Annotated in this window: 14 protein-coding genes; 10 read left to right on the top strand and 4 right to left on the bottom strand. The window is 43.9% G+C overall.

Features of this window, described 5'->3' with window-relative positions:
- Positions 1-30 precede the first annotated feature (30 nt).
- The 3 genes from FGT79_RS28460 to FGT79_RS28450 all read left to right on the top strand — a co-directional run bounded on the left by FGT79_RS28460 (position 31) and on the right by FGT79_RS28450 (position 1,811).
- Positions 31-540 (top strand): SMI1/KNR4 family protein, encoded by a 510-nt coding sequence (locus FGT79_RS28460; RefSeq protein WP_138756225.1) that lies wholly within the window; start codon positions 31-33, stop codon positions 538-540.
- Positions 541-626: 86 nt separating this feature from the next.
- Positions 627-1,334: a DNA alkylation repair protein gene (locus tag FGT79_RS28455; RefSeq protein ID WP_138756224.1), complete on the top strand. Its 708-nt coding sequence runs from the start codon at positions 627-629 to the stop codon at positions 1,332-1,334.
- 30 nt (positions 1,335-1,364) lie between these two features.
- On the top strand, positions 1,365-1,811 hold the full coding sequence (locus FGT79_RS28450; protein WP_138756223.1) for a DinB family protein: 447 nt from the start codon (positions 1,365-1,367) through the stop codon (positions 1,809-1,811).
- 122 nt (positions 1,812-1,933) lie between these two features.
- Here FGT79_RS28450 and FGT79_RS28445 read toward each other — a convergent pair whose 3' ends face one another.
- The 3 genes from FGT79_RS28445 to FGT79_RS28435 form a co-directional block, all read right to left on the bottom strand.
- Complete coding sequence (locus FGT79_RS28445; protein ID WP_138756222.1) at positions 1,934-3,280, bottom strand: DJ-1/PfpI family protein; 1,347 nt, start codon at positions 3,278-3,280, stop codon at positions 1,934-1,936.
- 198 nt (positions 3,281-3,478) lie between these two features.
- Positions 3,479-4,162: a response regulator transcription factor gene (locus FGT79_RS28440; RefSeq protein WP_138756221.1), complete on the bottom strand. Its 684-nt coding sequence runs from the start codon at positions 4,160-4,162 to the stop codon at positions 3,479-3,481.
- Positions 4,155-5,321 carry a sensor histidine kinase gene (locus FGT79_RS28435; RefSeq protein WP_425465052.1) on the bottom strand — a complete coding sequence of 389 codons (1,167 nt, stop codon included), beginning with the start codon at positions 5,319-5,321 and terminating at the stop codon, positions 4,155-4,157. Before FGT79_RS28435 ends, FGT79_RS28440 begins: the two co-directional genes overlap by 8 nt.
- A gap of 747 nt (positions 5,322-6,068) precedes the next feature.
- Between FGT79_RS28435 and FGT79_RS28430 the strand changes: the two genes are divergently transcribed.
- The 6 genes from FGT79_RS28430 to FGT79_RS28405 all read left to right on the top strand — a co-directional run bounded on the left by FGT79_RS28430 (position 6,069) and on the right by FGT79_RS28405 (position 11,192).
- On the top strand, positions 6,069-6,722 hold the full coding sequence (locus FGT79_RS28430; RefSeq protein WP_138756219.1) for a FusB/FusC family EF-G-binding protein: 654 nt from the start codon (positions 6,069-6,071) through the stop codon (positions 6,720-6,722).
- A gap of 207 nt (positions 6,723-6,929) precedes the next feature.
- Positions 6,930-8,252 (top strand): family 43 glycosylhydrolase, encoded by a 1,323-nt coding sequence (locus tag FGT79_RS28425; RefSeq protein ID WP_138756218.1) that lies wholly within the window; start codon positions 6,930-6,932, stop codon positions 8,250-8,252.
- An 11-nt stretch (positions 8,253-8,263) separates the two neighbouring features.
- Positions 8,264-8,638: a hypothetical protein gene (locus tag FGT79_RS28420; RefSeq protein WP_138756217.1), complete on the top strand. Its 375-nt coding sequence runs from the start codon at positions 8,264-8,266 to the stop codon at positions 8,636-8,638.
- Positions 8,639-9,020: 382 nt separating this feature from the next.
- The gene (locus FGT79_RS28415) at positions 9,021-9,533 is read left to right on the top strand and encodes a riboflavin biosynthesis intermediates N-glycosidase (RefSeq protein ID WP_138756216.1); all 513 of its coding nucleotides are present in this window, start codon (positions 9,021-9,023) and stop codon (positions 9,531-9,533) included.
- Positions 9,523-10,347 (top strand): TIGR02452 family protein, encoded by an 825-nt coding sequence (locus FGT79_RS28410; RefSeq protein ID WP_138756215.1) that lies wholly within the window; start codon positions 9,523-9,525, stop codon positions 10,345-10,347. The genes FGT79_RS28415 and FGT79_RS28410 overlap by 11 nt, the downstream gene beginning before the upstream one ends.
- A 221-nt stretch (positions 10,348-10,568) precedes the next feature.
- A complete protein-coding gene (locus FGT79_RS28405; RefSeq protein ID WP_138756214.1) occupies positions 10,569-11,192 on the top strand; it encodes a hypothetical protein in 624 nt (207 codons plus the stop codon).
- Between the two features lie 106 nt (positions 11,193-11,298).
- On the opposite strand, the gene udk is transcribed toward FGT79_RS28405, so the two are convergent.
- Positions 11,299-11,934, bottom strand: a complete 636-nt coding sequence (gene udk / locus FGT79_RS28400; RefSeq protein WP_138756213.1) for a uridine kinase — start codon at positions 11,932-11,934, stop codon at positions 11,299-11,301.
- 464 nt (positions 11,935-12,398) lie between these two features.
- Here udk and FGT79_RS31670 point away from each other — a divergent pair.
- Positions 12,399-14,539: hypothetical protein (locus FGT79_RS31670; protein ID WP_212758651.1), on the top strand; the 2,141-nt coding region annotated here is incomplete at its 3' end.

Below are 14,539 nucleotides of genomic sequence, written 5' to 3'. Positions count from 1 at the left end.
TATTAGTATGGAAAAATGGAGGGTAAAGGCATGCTCAATCAAGCTGTGTTTCTGTGGACGCGCATCATTAATAGAGGATCAGAGCGAGAAGTAGACTTCAAACAATCTTTGCAGTTACTGTCGGGTGCAGCAGATGAGGATTTTCATTTAATCGAGCGTACTCTTGGCATTACATTTCCTGAAGAGTTGAAAAGTTTTTATAGCATACAAAATGGTGCAGTGGGAGGTAGTTCTTTTTTAAGAAACCTAACGCTCTCACCTATCTCACTAATTATAGAAAACTGGAGTTTTTTGCAGGAAGAGTTTGATCCAGATGATATGGAGATGGACATTGATAGTGAAATTAAACCAGTGCTATGGCATTCCAAATGGATTCCAATTGCAGAAAATGGCGGCGGAGATTATCTCTGCATAGATACAGATCCAGCAGAAGCGGGAGTCGTGGGGCAAGTACTCTACTTTTGGCATGATTGGGGAAATCGTTCTGTAGAGGCGAAAAGTTTATTTGAATTTGTTGAAATTTGTTTGCAAGAGGATTGATAATTGAAGAATAGAGATAAGATTACATGTGAACAATTGTCTTTGATAAAATGGACGAAATCCTTCGAATAAGGAAGTGCTGAGCGATGAATTACGAAATGGTTATGCAAGAGCTTGAAGCTCTCGGTAAGGAAAGAACGAAGAAAATATACATGTCTAACGGCGCGAACGAACCTGTATTTGGTGTAGCTACTGGCGCAATGAAGCCAATGTCTAAGATCATTAAAATAAATCAGCCTTTGGCTGAGCAGCTTTATGCGACGGGGAACTACGATGCCATGTACTTTGCAGGCGTAATTGCAGATCCAAAAGCAATGACTGCAGCTGATTTTGATCGTTGGATCGAGTCGGCATATTTTTATATGCTGTCTGATTTTGTAGTGGCAGTAACCTTGGCAGAAGCAGATATTGCACAAGAAGTTGCCGATAAATGGATTGCAAGCGGTGAAGAGCTGAAAATGTCGGCGGGTTGGAGTTGTTACTGTTGGCTATTAGGTAATCGACCGGATAGCGAGTTTTCTGAAAATAAGCTCGCTGGTATGCTTGAAATGGCGCAAAATACGATTCATGATGCTCCCGAACGAGCGAAATATTCCATGAATAATTTTATTTACACAGTAGGGGTATCCTATTTGCCACTCCATAATAAGGCAGCCGAGACCGCAAAGGCAGTTGGCCCAGTTGAAGTTAACCGAGACAAGGCAAAAAGCAAGTTCATATCCGCTACCGATAACATTCAAAATGCAGTAGATAAAGGGCGGATTGGCTTCAAACGCAAGCATGTAAGGTGTTAAACGATTGAATGCAATCAGGAGGCGAGTCTATTGCAAACCATTCAAAAGATGTATGAACATCTTCATTGGGCTAATCAACGTATTCTAGAAACTTTGCAAAATATAGATGTTGAGAGCCAGCAGGTGCGTTTATTTTCACATATTCTGAATGCCGAACGAGTGTGGATTGCAAGACTCAGAGAAAAGGACAGTTCACATTTGCCGATCTGGTCTGATGGTGACCTCCAAGAGTGTACAAAGCTTGTTAAACAAAACGAGGAAGACTTCAGAAACCTACTCACGGAATTAGAAAAGATCGATATAGATAAATTAGTATCATACTCAAATAGTAAAGGCATAGCGTTTAAGACTTCCATACGAGATATTTTAGTTCATGTAGCTCTACATGGCCAGTATCACCGAGGACAGATTAACTCGCGAATTCGAGCAAATGGTTTTGAACCAGTGGGCTTAGATTATATTATTTTTGCGAGATAGTCATTAATCGAGTAGTTGATGAACGGTCATGCCCATACGAAGAGAACCGAAATGACAGAGGCCAATTCGGTTCTCATTGAACGGATGATATTACGCTTTTTGCTCGCTGCAGCAGCTATGCATTATTTTGTTTTCGATCTGCGGAAGTGGAGTAAATAAATAACAAGCAACAAAGCCACCAATCCAATCAGCAATGGTTTTAACAGGATGCCCAGTGATATAAAACTTCCTGCCAAATGCATGTCATCGCCTCTGTATTCCAATCTTCTGGCGGCATACTTTGCAGTCAAAACATCCGTATGTTTCGCCAAGTCCTCTAATATCGGTTCCAAAACGTAACGTTCAGGGGCATCAGCGTTAAGATAAACCAATTCCGTGTTTGTGTTTTTGGTGTTCCAATGTCTAATGTCGGTGTCTGCTAAAGCTTTCGCCTCAGCCCCGGCCAGCAGCATTCGGTCAACTTTTGGCGCACTTGCATAATCATACTGAGCAAAGAGATAAAGATGATGTTTAGTTTGAATCGGTTCCATGGAGTCGGCAATTGTGATTAGACGAGTCGTTCCGGTCGCCGGATAGGTATCAAACAATGTAATCAACGAGAGCTCATCCATTCCTTGATAGAGCAGTACGCCGGTTTGTTCCTTCTTCTTAAATGCATAGTTCAAATAAACATAGGCATCGCTTAGTTGCAGCTTATATTGCTCCATCTGAGGGTGGTCAACAAAATGATAAGTCGGGTAATTGATGCTCTTGGCCAATTTCTTGGAGGTATCTTCACCGGCGAATTTAGCTATTACGTAAAGTGATGCATCTATACCAGAGCTAAGCCCAGAAGAGTTAACGATATGACCCGAATCCACATATCTCAGTCCTCGAACCCAGTTTACCTGAGGATATTTTTTTTCTACTCCGTTAATATCTCCCCAGTGGGTCGTCGCCGACAATCCATCCAACAAGCCTGTACTTGCCAAATTTTCTGCTCCGTTGCAGATCGACAGTAATATCGTTTTTTCGCTTGAATGCTTTAACAAATAATCATGCACCGCTTGCTGCCCCTTCTCCGATCCTGGAGGGATGAACGGGATAACAATGACATCCGGCTCCTTCTTTAGCATCTCATCAAGCTCGTCATAGGAATAGTGAGGCATCACTTTCAGTCCTCCTGTTAGCGTAGTGGGCCGTTTTTCAGGAGCTATTGCATAAACGTTAAATGCCTCAGATGCTGCAAACAACTGGTAAGGCGCCATAAAGTCGATTGCCTCGGTTTTTTCATCACCAAGCATGATGGCTACTGTTGGCTTTTTCGAGTCATACACAGGAGGCGTTGCATTTCTGGCAATCACTTCTGCCGACATCTGTACGTCAAAGCTGCCGGCCTTCGGCAAACTGCTAATACTCGCTAATCCCGCAACGACAGGCGGAAGGACAAAGGCTAAGAAATAAACAACAATACGTACAATCTTTTTCATTTTTTGATTTCTCCTTTTGTGTATGCGGTTATCATTTCTATATTTATAATTCTAACTGTGCCAGATTATCTGCCGCTAAAGATCATTGATCTATAAAATAATCATGTATTAAATTTTGATAAACATTTTTGAATAAAAGTAACAAAAAAAGACCCCCAGCTCATTACGCTGGAAGTCTAGTGAAGCATACATGATTGATTACGGCCTAGCCCTATAACCCGCGCCCCATATCGTCTCAATGTATTGTGGATTGGAGCTGTCCGGCTCGATTTTCTCACGTACTTTACGGATGTGTACCGCTACCGTGTTATGATCCCCCAGAGAGTCGGAGCCCCAAATCCGATCGAACAATTGCTCCTTGCTATAAACACGATTCGGGTTTGCTGCCAGAAAGGCTAGAAGGTCGAACTCCTTCGTCGTAAACGTCACCTCTGTTTCATTCAAATATACTCTTCTCGACATTTTATCGATCCGGAGGCTGCCTAGACTAATTTCTTCATTCTGCTGTTTTCCTAGAAAGCGCTCATAACGTGCGATATGCGACTTCACTCGTGCCACCATTTCACTTGGGCTAAAGGGCTTAACCATATAGTCGTCGGCGCCCAGGCCGAGTCCACGGACTTTATCAATGTCCTCCGTTTTAGAAGAGATCAGAATAATCGGTGTGTTTTTTTCGCTGCGTATTTTTCGGCAAATTTCAAATCCATCTACTTTGGGCAGCATGACATCAAGAATAATTAAATCGTAGGACTCCTGTAAAGCACGAATTAATCCTTGATCGCCGCTATGCTCAACATCCACCTCATACCCGTTTATTTCCAAATAATCCCGTTCCAGCTCAGCTATGCTTTTTTCATCTTCTATAATTAAAATTCTACTCAAGTCTCATCACCTTCCTTAGCCTAATCGCTATACTTGTGCCGACCCCAATTTCGCTTGCTGCCTGTACTTCTCCACCATGTTCTTCAATAATTTGTTTGACGATAGCCAGCCCCAGACCACTGCCGCCCGTCTCTGAGCTTCTGGATAGGTCGGATCGATAAAATCGTTCGAAAATATGAGGAAGCTCGTTCTGCTGCATTCCCTGACCATTATCCTCAAACCGTAGTTGGACCCATTCGCTTTCTTCAGCTACTCGAATCCGAATGGTTCCCCATTCTTTATCCATATATTTTACGGCATTGTCTAAAATATTGCTGATAGCACGCTTGAGCTTTTCACGGTCCCCCATAATGAGAACAGCCTCGTTTGTTGATAGCTCCAATGAAAGTGTTATCGCTTTTTCGTTCAACACAAATTGCATCTCTTCCGTACAATCCTCAAGAAATTCAATAATGTTCACTTTTTCAAAATAAAACGGAATTTTCCCCATATCCAGCTTGGATAGCATAAATAATTCATTAATCAAACGATCCATATCCTTCGTTTTTGCATAGATGGTTCTGATGTACTTATCCATCTTGTCCGGGTTGTCAGCTACTCCATCCAATATCCCTTCTACATAACCTTTAATACTTGCTATTGGCGTTTTTAAGTCATGTGAAATGTTCGAGATGAGTTCCTTCCGATTTTCCTCATATTGCAGTTGCATGCCAATCGAATGCTTTAATTGCTCTCGCATTTCTTCAAAGGCTTGAAACAACCCGCCAATTTCATCTTTTTTAAAATTCACAGCGGAGTCCAAGTTGCCATCTTTGATCTGGTCAACGGCGCGTCGCAAGGCTTTTAAAGGGGTAACGGTACTTCGAAATACAAAGTAAGTTAGCGCACCATTCGTTAGTAAGAGAATAAAAACCAATAACAAAACGGTAATCACAACGTATTTTCCGATAAATTCAGATAGAGGCCCGATATCCGTCACGATGTAAAAACGGCCCTCGCCTTGGTCCTTGTATTGAAATTGGTAGCTGTTTGAAATATAAAAATAATCAGCAAAGCTGCCGGATCTGTCATATTGATCGAAGGCTTCCACAACCTCCGCTTTATTCAAAGAAGGCGAAGCATAGACCAATTGATTGTTTTGTTGAAGAACGATGCCCATGTTGATTTTTTTAAGCTGGCTATCCCAACCCTCAAGCAGAGATGGTTCGAGCAGCAACTGATCTGGGCTTGTAGAAGCTTTCAGCTTCATATCGGTGAATACCTCTTTTTGTTTCGTCATCATGACCTTAAAGGGATTATTATTATGGCTGAAGTTAAGGTTGTAGCGGCCAATAAATTCACCAACAAAAGCATTCAAAACGATGTACAATGCAACGGCTACGAGTATCAATGGCAGGAAAGACATCAGAATATAAGATAACAATAAACGAGCACGAATCGACATAATATCCCTCTATATCATTTAAATTAACAATCCCAATACTACGAATTTCACAGCATGTTGGATAGAGTCTAACGAGTATCATACCCCATCTTTATTAACTACTGTTTAATAGAAATAAACAAGTAAATAACAATAATTAATTTTTTATAAAATGATACGAGGGCGATGGCTAAAGGCCATGGAACAGCAAAATGCCACAACCCCGTTCGGCTTTCGATATTCGTTCTCCCTATATTTTAAAGAATGATTCGGGTATAATATCCCCATTACAGCGAACAGGATGTGATAGTGATGGCAATCAGCGCTTGCCAGATTGGAAAGGACCCATGCAAAGCCTGAATTGGAGGCGATATTTTGCATGGGCTGGACTAGATGAGAGTCGCCCAAGTAAGCATTTATCAGTTCTAATAATTGGCTTTGCACCTTATTTGCTGTCCAAATAAAAATAAGGGGCTGACGTCCATGTACGAACCATTTATTAGAAACGCTCAATATAATGTTATCAAGAAACAAGCAGATACTGTGCTTCATGCTCTTCGAGCGGTTGGCGATCCGAAAATATTGGAAACCGTCCGTTATAGCGCGCTAACCCGGATAATGGAGCTGTTTCCGGACATTACGGATCATCGGAAAACGATGCTGGAATCCATTTCGGATTTGAAAATGGCAGATGATTTTCACAAATATCTTCAGGATTTTGAACCGTATTTGCTCGAATTTCCGCAGATTACAGAGAAGCAAATTCGGAAGCTGTTTCCGAAGAACAAGAAGCTGCAGCTGCCTAACCTCGCAGTCATCGACTATCGTTATGTATCCTATCTGAGTTGGACGGATATCTCGACGAATAAAATGTACATCGTGTATGATGCAGGTGGACAATTTATCGGTGTAGAAGGTCGATTCACTACGGTTAATAAGAAAAGCTACTGTTTCGTATGCAACAGATACGAAGAGCTCGTCTTTTTTTCAGCAATAACCAAGAAAAGGCCGGCACAAGCTTCACCAGATTATTACAAATCGATCGGCAACTATATATGCATGAATGGTCATGAATGCAACAAGAACATAACCGATATTTCTGCGTTGGAAAAGTTTATTGACTTGGTTATTGGTTGAAATACTAGGAGAGCCATCCGAAAAGGATGGCTCTCCTAAACTTAACCTTTTAGCCTGCCTGCCCTGTATAGATACAAAGGGGCAGGTTTATTTGTATTTATAAACCCCCTATATTGTTTACGATTGCCTCATGGCAGAGGGATGACCGCACGGGTTATGCTGAAGCAAGCGTATGATTAATCCGTGAGTAATAGGGGGATAACCATTATGAATATCAAAAACACGGCATTACAAGTAAACAAGCAATCCTCGCACAATCCGATTATAGACAAGATATACACAGCTGATCCATCCGCGCATGTGTGGGAGGATGGCAAGGTTTATATTTATGCTTCGCATGATATGGACCCGGCAAGAGGCTGCGATCTGATGGACAGGTATCATGTGTTCTCGTCGGCAGACATGGTGAACTGGGTCGATGAGGGAGAGATTCTGCGCTCGGAGGATGTGGCTTGGGGCAGGCCGGAGGGCGGCTTTATGTGGGCGCCGGATTGTGCCTATAAGAACGGGACTTATTATTTCTATTATCCGCATCCAAGCGGCTCAGCATGGAATGATACATGGAAAATTGGCGTTGCCACGAGTAAGAAGCCCGCAAGCGAGTTTGTTGACCAAGGGTATGTTCCTGGACTTGGTGGATTTGCCCTCATTGATCCATGCGTATTGGTTGATGATGACGAGCGGGCTTACATGTATTACGGCGGCGGCAGCAGATGCGAGGGCGGCGAATTGAATGACGATATGATGTCGATTAAGGGCGACATGCTGGAAATGGAAGGGCTAGAGGACTTTCACGAAGCAGCTTGGGTGTTTAAACGGCAAGGTTTGTATTATTTGACCTATGCGGACAATTTAGAAGGCAATAACCGGATGAGATATGCAACAAGCGATAAACCGCTCGGTCCTTGGACATACCGAGGTATATTCCTTGAGCCAACCGGTTGCTCGACTACACATGGCTCCGTAGCCGAGTTCAAAGGACAATGGTATTTGTTCTATCATAACCAGGAGATTTCTAATGAAGGGAACTTAAGAAGCGTATGCATCGACTATTTGTATTTTAATGAGGATGGTTCCATTCAAACGGTTGTACAAACCAAAGAAGGTGTGCTGCCAGTAGTCCATACACCGAGTGAAGCTCTGGACCTTAACAGATATGAGTCAGCAGCTAGCAGCACAGGCGGAGGTGCTAGTCTCGAAACGGATAAACAGGGTAATCGGTTCATTAGCGGTTTGGGTGGTGAAGGCTCTTATTGCGAATTTGAACATGTAGCTGGAGAGCAGGGTGGCCGAGCAGCACTATTTATTCACTATGCAACGGAGGAGCGTTTGGCCAAGCTGCATTTGACGGTTAACGGAAGCGATTATTCATTGCTTAATGTGCGATCGACGGGCAGCTTATCCGAATTCAGCGGCGAAGCCCGGATTACGGTTCCGCTAGAACCAGGTCATAACAATATAATTAGATTGTCTGGCGGCTATGGCGAGGTCAGAGTGGCGCGTATGCTGGTTGGTATGTTAGAAGGCTGATAAGCGCAGGCATGGCTGAACCTCCTTCTGAGCAGTCGACACAGAAATCGATTATGATGCAGTTCGCAAGCACTCAGCAAGCAGGAACGATGGTTCATCTTCAGGATGAAACCAGCAAGACGATTGCAAGCTTTGCTCCTACCAAGGATTATCAGACGGTTGTTATTTCCTCTCCAGAGCTGCGGGAAGGTACGACGTATACCCTTTATACGGGTGGTTCTTCAACGGGCAGTGAATCGGGTGGACTTTATTCAGAAGGTGAATACCAAGCAGGCTCAGAAATTGTCAGCGCGACCCTCTCTACATCCATTACTTACTTGAGTGAATCAGGAGTAACATCAGGGAGAACATCAGGTCAAGGTGGCGGTGGAAGAGGAAGACTCTAAACTGGCTTTTAAAACGGAAGAGCACCGCCATTCCTAAGTTAATGGGAAAGGACGGTGCTCTTTCCGTTATTTCGAGGGCAAGTGTTTATTGTTTGGATATAGCTGAGAGCGAATATGGTATGAACTGGAGGTTTAAGGCTTGAAAAAAAGCGGTATTGACAAATAGAGTAAAGTGCCTTAAATTGATAATATCATTTTAAAAGTATCAAAGTAATTATTTAAATGAAGTTAGCTGCTGAAGGAATATATATAAGTCGAAGTTCTAGCCTTATTTCATTTTTGAAAGGGTTGAACAAATTCATCAGTATAAAGGAGTGTTAAGGTTGGAAAATCACTTAGAGCAATTACAAAGTCAGTATCGTGCCGGGAAAAAACAAGCTTTGTGTTTTTCTGGGGGCATACGCCGCCTGCTGACGGAAGCGTGAACCAAAGCTGCTTCAGCCAATGGTGGATTTGTGAGTTTCAAGTGGACGGGATAATGTATACCAGCACCGAGCAATACATGATGGCGGAGAAAGCTCGTTTATTTGAAGACCACAAGATGTTGGCGGCCATCATGAAGACGAATCAGCCCAAAGCGATTAAAGCATATGGTCGAGCTGTTCAAAACTTTGACAACCGCATTTGGGAGCAGCATAGCTTTGATATTGTAAAACGAGGAAATATAGCGAAATTCTCGCAAAACCCGGAGCTGTGGAATGTTCTTAAGCAAACGGGGCACCGCCTGCTTGTGGAGGCCAGTCCGTATGACCGCATTTGGGGAATTGGCATGAAGAGTAGTGATCCTCATGCGAATCATCCGTTGAAATGGCGTGGCAAGAATGGCCTAGGCTTTGCTTTAACCGAGGTGCGTCAGGAATTAGCACAGAAAGAGGGAGAGTACGATGAACCGTAAGCAAACAGCAGAGGAATCGTTATGCATTATGCGCCAAGGTTTCTATGAGCATAAAGGGCGCAAGATCGATTTCGCACAGGCACAAAAAGCTTCAGAGGAAAACAGCGTACTTGTTACGCCAGAGCAAGGACGAGAAATGGTGAAGGCATGCATCAGCAAGCCGGCAGCGCCGTTTGCGAAAATAACGTTGGCCAACATGGCTACTATTAAGGCTATCTTGCAATTAGATGAAGCGAATAAAACGAATATTGGCGTACTTAACTTTGCGAGTGCCAAAAACCCGGGCGGCGGGTTTCTGAACGGCGCGATGGCGCAGGAGGAAAGCCTTGCTGCATCGAGCGGGCTGTATGCCACGCAGCTATGCCATGAACATTATTATTTGACTAACCGTGCGCTTAGCTCCATGATGTACACGGACTTTGCCATATATTCGCCTGATGTGGTATTTTTTCGCGATGAGCGCTTCAGCCTGCTGGAGCAGCCGGTTACCGCGTCTGTATTAACGCTGCCTGCAGTCAATTATGGGCAAGTGCTGTTAAAGGGAGAGGATTCGAAGGAAGCGAAGCGCGTGATGAAGGATCGTATGCGTATAGCCTTAGCTATTCTAGCCGCTAAGGGCGACAAATCGATTATACTCGGAGCTTACGGCTGCGGCGTATTCCGTAATGACCCTGTTGAAGTTGCTAAATGGTGGAAGGAACTGCTTTTCATTGAGCGATACGGTACACTCTTTGATGAAATCATGTTTGCTGTACTGGATACTTCCAAAGAACAAAACAGTATTCGTGCCTTCGAGAATGTGAAACTCTCATAACGAGTAAAAATTTCGACCGCTGCAGGTCGTTTTTTTATGTCCGCCGAGGTACTGGAATTGTGTGGCGCATGCTTCTCATGCATAATTGATGTATTGGTTCAAATGGGTATTTACTATTCATAATGACGAGCGCAAAGCTTACTGTGAGTAGTCCTTATGGATAATTATGGAGTTGTTGGTCAATTTGGAATGGCTCGCATATCCGATAGGAGGTATATCGAATGAATGTTTTTCTTTTGAATACTGAGCTTCAAGGCACTCTGCATATCTCTACGTTTTTGAAGGATCATTACGTAGGTTTTGATTGGCCTGGAGTTGGGGACTTAGAGCAAGTAAGCAAGGATGAGGGACAGGCTAAGGCGGTTCAAGGCTGTGATAATAAGGAGTTAAACCTGCTGGAGCAGCTACAGCAAATTAGCTCTTTCGTGTATGATATGCAGGATGGTGATTACCTCTTTATGACAGATGGCGATTATGTTCATATGGGAGATCTAGGCGATTACTATTATGTCGACAGCATGTCTGCGGATACAGGCAGCCCTTGCCATAGGCGAGGCGTTACATGGTTGAAAAGCTTGTTGCGGTCAGATTTGCATCCGGAACTAAAGGCGTTCGTGGATCGGACAGCAATACTATCGAAGCTGGAGAAGGCGGTAAGCCTAGAGCAGGTGGAGTATTGGATGGCGAGGCCTGCAGGACAGGCCGAGAATATGGTGCGAGCGTCGATAGTCGACGGAGAGACCATTAATCAGGCGTTGGATATACTGAAAAAGGCAATGAGCAGTGAGGATGCAGATCGACGAGAACGTGCTGCGATAGCCGTGCTACAGTTCGCCAAGCCATAATGGTGTATTAATGCGAAAGAAAGCCTCCAATTCCACGTATTCCGCGGTTTGGAGGCTTTTGCACGAAAAGCGGTTTGCTCTCGTAGTGATAATGATTCCGATGCTGCTAAAATTCAAGCAAGCCTGGGCTGTCCGTCAAATATTTCTCAGTTAATATCGATAGCAGCTGGATGCCTACCTCGTTATGTCCGCCTTCTGGAATGATAATATCAGCATATTTTTTGGATGGCTCGATAAAAGCCTCATGCATCGGTTTCACCGTATTCAGATATTGGTCGTGCACGGACTGGATCGTTCTTCCACGCTCCTCTATATCCCGTAATACTCTACGCAATATACGGACATCTGGATCAGTATCGACAAAAACTTTAATGTCGAGCATTCGGCGGATGCTTTCTTCTGCCAATACGTGCAGTCCTTCCAGAATGACGATCTTATTCGGTTTTAGTTCTATTGTTTCTGTAGTGGAGCGGCCGTGGATGGTAAAATCATAAACTGGCGCATAAGCCGTCTGATCTGCTTTGAGCTCGAGAAGATGATTTGCTAACAGCGCAATGTCGAATGCTAAGGGATGATCATAATTAATAAGCTCACGTTCGGCTAAGCTGAGGTGAATGGGATTTTTATAATAGTTATCTTGGGATATGAATGTCACTTTGTCTGACCCAAGGCGGTCAATGACAGAGCGGGCAACCGTTGTTTTGCCGGATCCGGTGCCGCCGGCGATACCAATAATAAGCATGGTTCTGCAATAAACCTCCCTAATAATATATGCCTGTGCAATTGTAGTATTGTAGCATAGCATTTACTTTTTTTCACCTTTGCAATACAGTTAGTCTTCTTTTGGAAGCAGGAAATTCATGACATAACTTAGTAGTAGTTGAGCAACTGAATTTTTTAAAATTTGCCTGATGTGCGATTAAAGTAAGCGAACTATCAAACTAATTCAAATAGTACTATAGAACTATTTGAATCTCTTAATATAGCAAACTTATCTATATGATTAAAATACATTTTTTAAGATAATTTTCTTAAGATTTTGTATGGATTGGTTAGAGTTTACTAGAACTAGAGAGCTGTTGAAGTTCTTCATAATAATATTACAAATTTTTTAAATTACGGACTAAAAATACTACTAAATAATATGGATGCTATTTCCGATAGTAATAGTAGTAAACTACTAGATCTATTGTGGAGGCACAGCCGATGAAATTGAAGCCAAAGTCAAAAGTACAACCTAGATCAAAATCTAAATCCGTTAAACTTGCAACAGGAATAATAAGCGCAACACTTCTTCTATCTGCAGTAAGCCCAGCCATTGGGTATGCAGCAGCTTCAACTTCTCCAGTAGCCGCTTCTATTTCTGTTGCTAATAATAAAGCAGGAGTTAAAGATACGGTTAAAGTAACGGGCCTCGTAGCAGGTGATATTGTCAAGGTGTACAATGCGGCAACCTCCGGCACTCTCATGGGAACAGCAACCGTTGCCAATGATGCGACCGAAGCATTAGTAGAAATAGATCAGCTCGGCAGTGGAACCGGAAGCGTATATGTGACGGTTACAAGCGGTGCTGATACGGAAAGTGCTCGTGCAGTTAAAGCATATGAATCGGAGACATCTGTAGCTCCGTCTGCGGGTAACATTACGATTAACAATGAAAAAACAGGAAGCGCTGATACGATCAAAGTAATCGGACTTACAACAGGTGATGTTGTAACTGTGTACGGAAGTGTTATTGAAAGTGCGACTGTTGCGGAGGGCGCAACGGAAGTTACTGTTTCCAAAGCAGACTTGCTCACGGCAACAGGTGGAACAGCACAGGTTTCAGTGACAAAGCTGAATAAGTTAGAGAGTGCGCGTACATCAAAAACGTATATCAGTGAGCCAGTATCTGCTGTACTAGCTGCCAACACAATTAGTGTAGTCAATAATAAGGCTGGAGTTCAGGATAAAGTCACTGTAACCGGGCTTACAACAGGTGATGTGGTAAACGTATATAAAGCAGCAACAGGCGGCACAGCAATCGGAACAGCCACAGTGGCTGCAGACGCAACTTCAGCGATTGTTACAATTGATCAATTAGGCACTGCAACTGGTTTAGTGTATGTAAGTGTGAAAAACGCAGATAAACTCGAGAGCGCTAGAACGTCTAAGGCTTACGACTCCGAGACCTCAGCGGTACTAGCAGCAACTTCGATTGCAGTAACGAACAATGCAACAGGCACAGCAGATACGGTAAAAGTAACGGGTCTAGCAGAAGGCGACATCGTGAATGTCTACGCGGCAGCAACAGGCGGCACGGCACTTGACACGGCAACTGTGGCAAGCGGCGCAACGGAAGTAACGATTTCGAAAAATGATCTGCTTATCGCAACAGGCGGAACAGCGTACGTATCGGTAACGAAAGCGAACAAGCTGGAAAGTGCACGTACGGCTGCAAAATATGCAACTGAGACGGTAGCTGCTACGCTGCTACCAGCAGCGATCACTGCAACGAACAACAAAGCAGGCGTAGATGATACTGTGGTTGTGACAGGTCTAGTAGAAGGCGACATCGTCAATGTCTACAAAGCAGCAACAGGCGGAACAGCAATCGGAACAGCAACAGTCGGTACAGGTGCAACAACAGCGACAGTTACGATTACACAGCTTGGCGCAGCAGCAAGCAACGTTTATGTCAGCGTGAAAAAAGATGGTGAGCTGGAGAGTGTAAGAACGGTTAAAGCGTACGACGCTGAAATCACTGCAGCACCAGTAGCGACAACAATCACAGCAACGAATAATGCAACAGGCACAGCAGATACAGTGAAAATAACAGGTCTTGCAGAAGGTGACATCGTGAACGTCTACGCGGCAGCAACAGGCGGCACGGCACTTGACACGGCAACTGTAGCAAGCGGTGCAACGGAAGTAACGATTTCGAAAAACGATCTGCTTACCGCAACAGGCGGAACAGCATACGTATCGGTAACGAAAGCGAACAAGCTGGAAAGTGCACGTACGGCTGCGAAATATGCAACCGAGACGGTAGCTACTGCGCCACTAGCAGCAACGATCACTGCAACGAACAACAAAGCAGGCGTTGACGATACAGTTGTGATTACAGGTCTTGCAGAAGGCGACATCGTGAACGTCTACGCTGCAGCAACAGGCGGAACAGCAATCGGCACAGCAACGGTTGGCACAGGTGCAACAACAGCAACGGTAACGATCGAACAGCTTGGCGTTGCTGCAGGAAGTGTGTATGTCAGCGTCAAGAAAGAAGGTCAACTGGAAAGTACACGTACGGCTGCGAAATATGTGACTGAGCCGGTATCGACAGCACCACTAGCAACAACGATCACTGC

The organism is Paenibacillus sinopodophylli, from assembly GCF_005930355.1.
Lineage (GTDB): Bacteria > Bacillota > Bacilli > Paenibacillales > Paenibacillaceae > Pristimantibacillus > Pristimantibacillus sinopodophylli.
Note: the sequence above shows the minus strand (reverse complement) of the source record. Positions and strands in the feature narration are given on the sequence as shown.

Coding starts and splice junctions, on each gene's coding strand:
- FGT79_RS28460 (WP_138756225.1), top strand. CDS start 31: ATGCTCAATCAAGCTGTGTTTCTGTGGACGCGCATCATTAATAGAGGA.
- FGT79_RS28455 (WP_138756224.1), top strand. CDS start 627: ATGAATTACGAAATGGTTATGCAAGAGCTTGAAGCTCTCGGTAAGGAA.
- FGT79_RS28445 (WP_138756222.1), bottom strand. CDS start 3,280: ATGAAAAAGATTGTACGTATTGTTGTTTATTTCTTAGCCTTTGTCCTT.
- FGT79_RS28435 (WP_425465052.1), bottom strand. CDS start 5,321: ATGGGCATCGTTCTTCAACAAAACAATCAATTGGTCTATGCTTCGCCT.
- FGT79_RS28430 (WP_138756219.1), top strand. CDS start 6,069: ATGTACGAACCATTTATTAGAAACGCTCAATATAATGTTATCAAGAAA.
- FGT79_RS28425 (WP_138756218.1), top strand. CDS start 6,930: ATGAATATCAAAAACACGGCATTACAAGTAAACAAGCAATCCTCGCAC.
- FGT79_RS28420 (WP_138756217.1), top strand. CDS start 8,264: ATGGCTGAACCTCCTTCTGAGCAGTCGACACAGAAATCGATTATGATG.
- FGT79_RS28410 (WP_138756215.1), top strand. CDS start 9,523: ATGAACCGTAAGCAAACAGCAGAGGAATCGTTATGCATTATGCGCCAA.
- FGT79_RS28405 (WP_138756214.1), top strand. CDS start 10,569: ATGAATGTTTTTCTTTTGAATACTGAGCTTCAAGGCACTCTGCATATC.
- udk (WP_138756213.1), bottom strand. CDS start 11,934: ATGCTTATTATTGGTATCGCCGGCGGCACCGGATCCGGCAAAACAACG.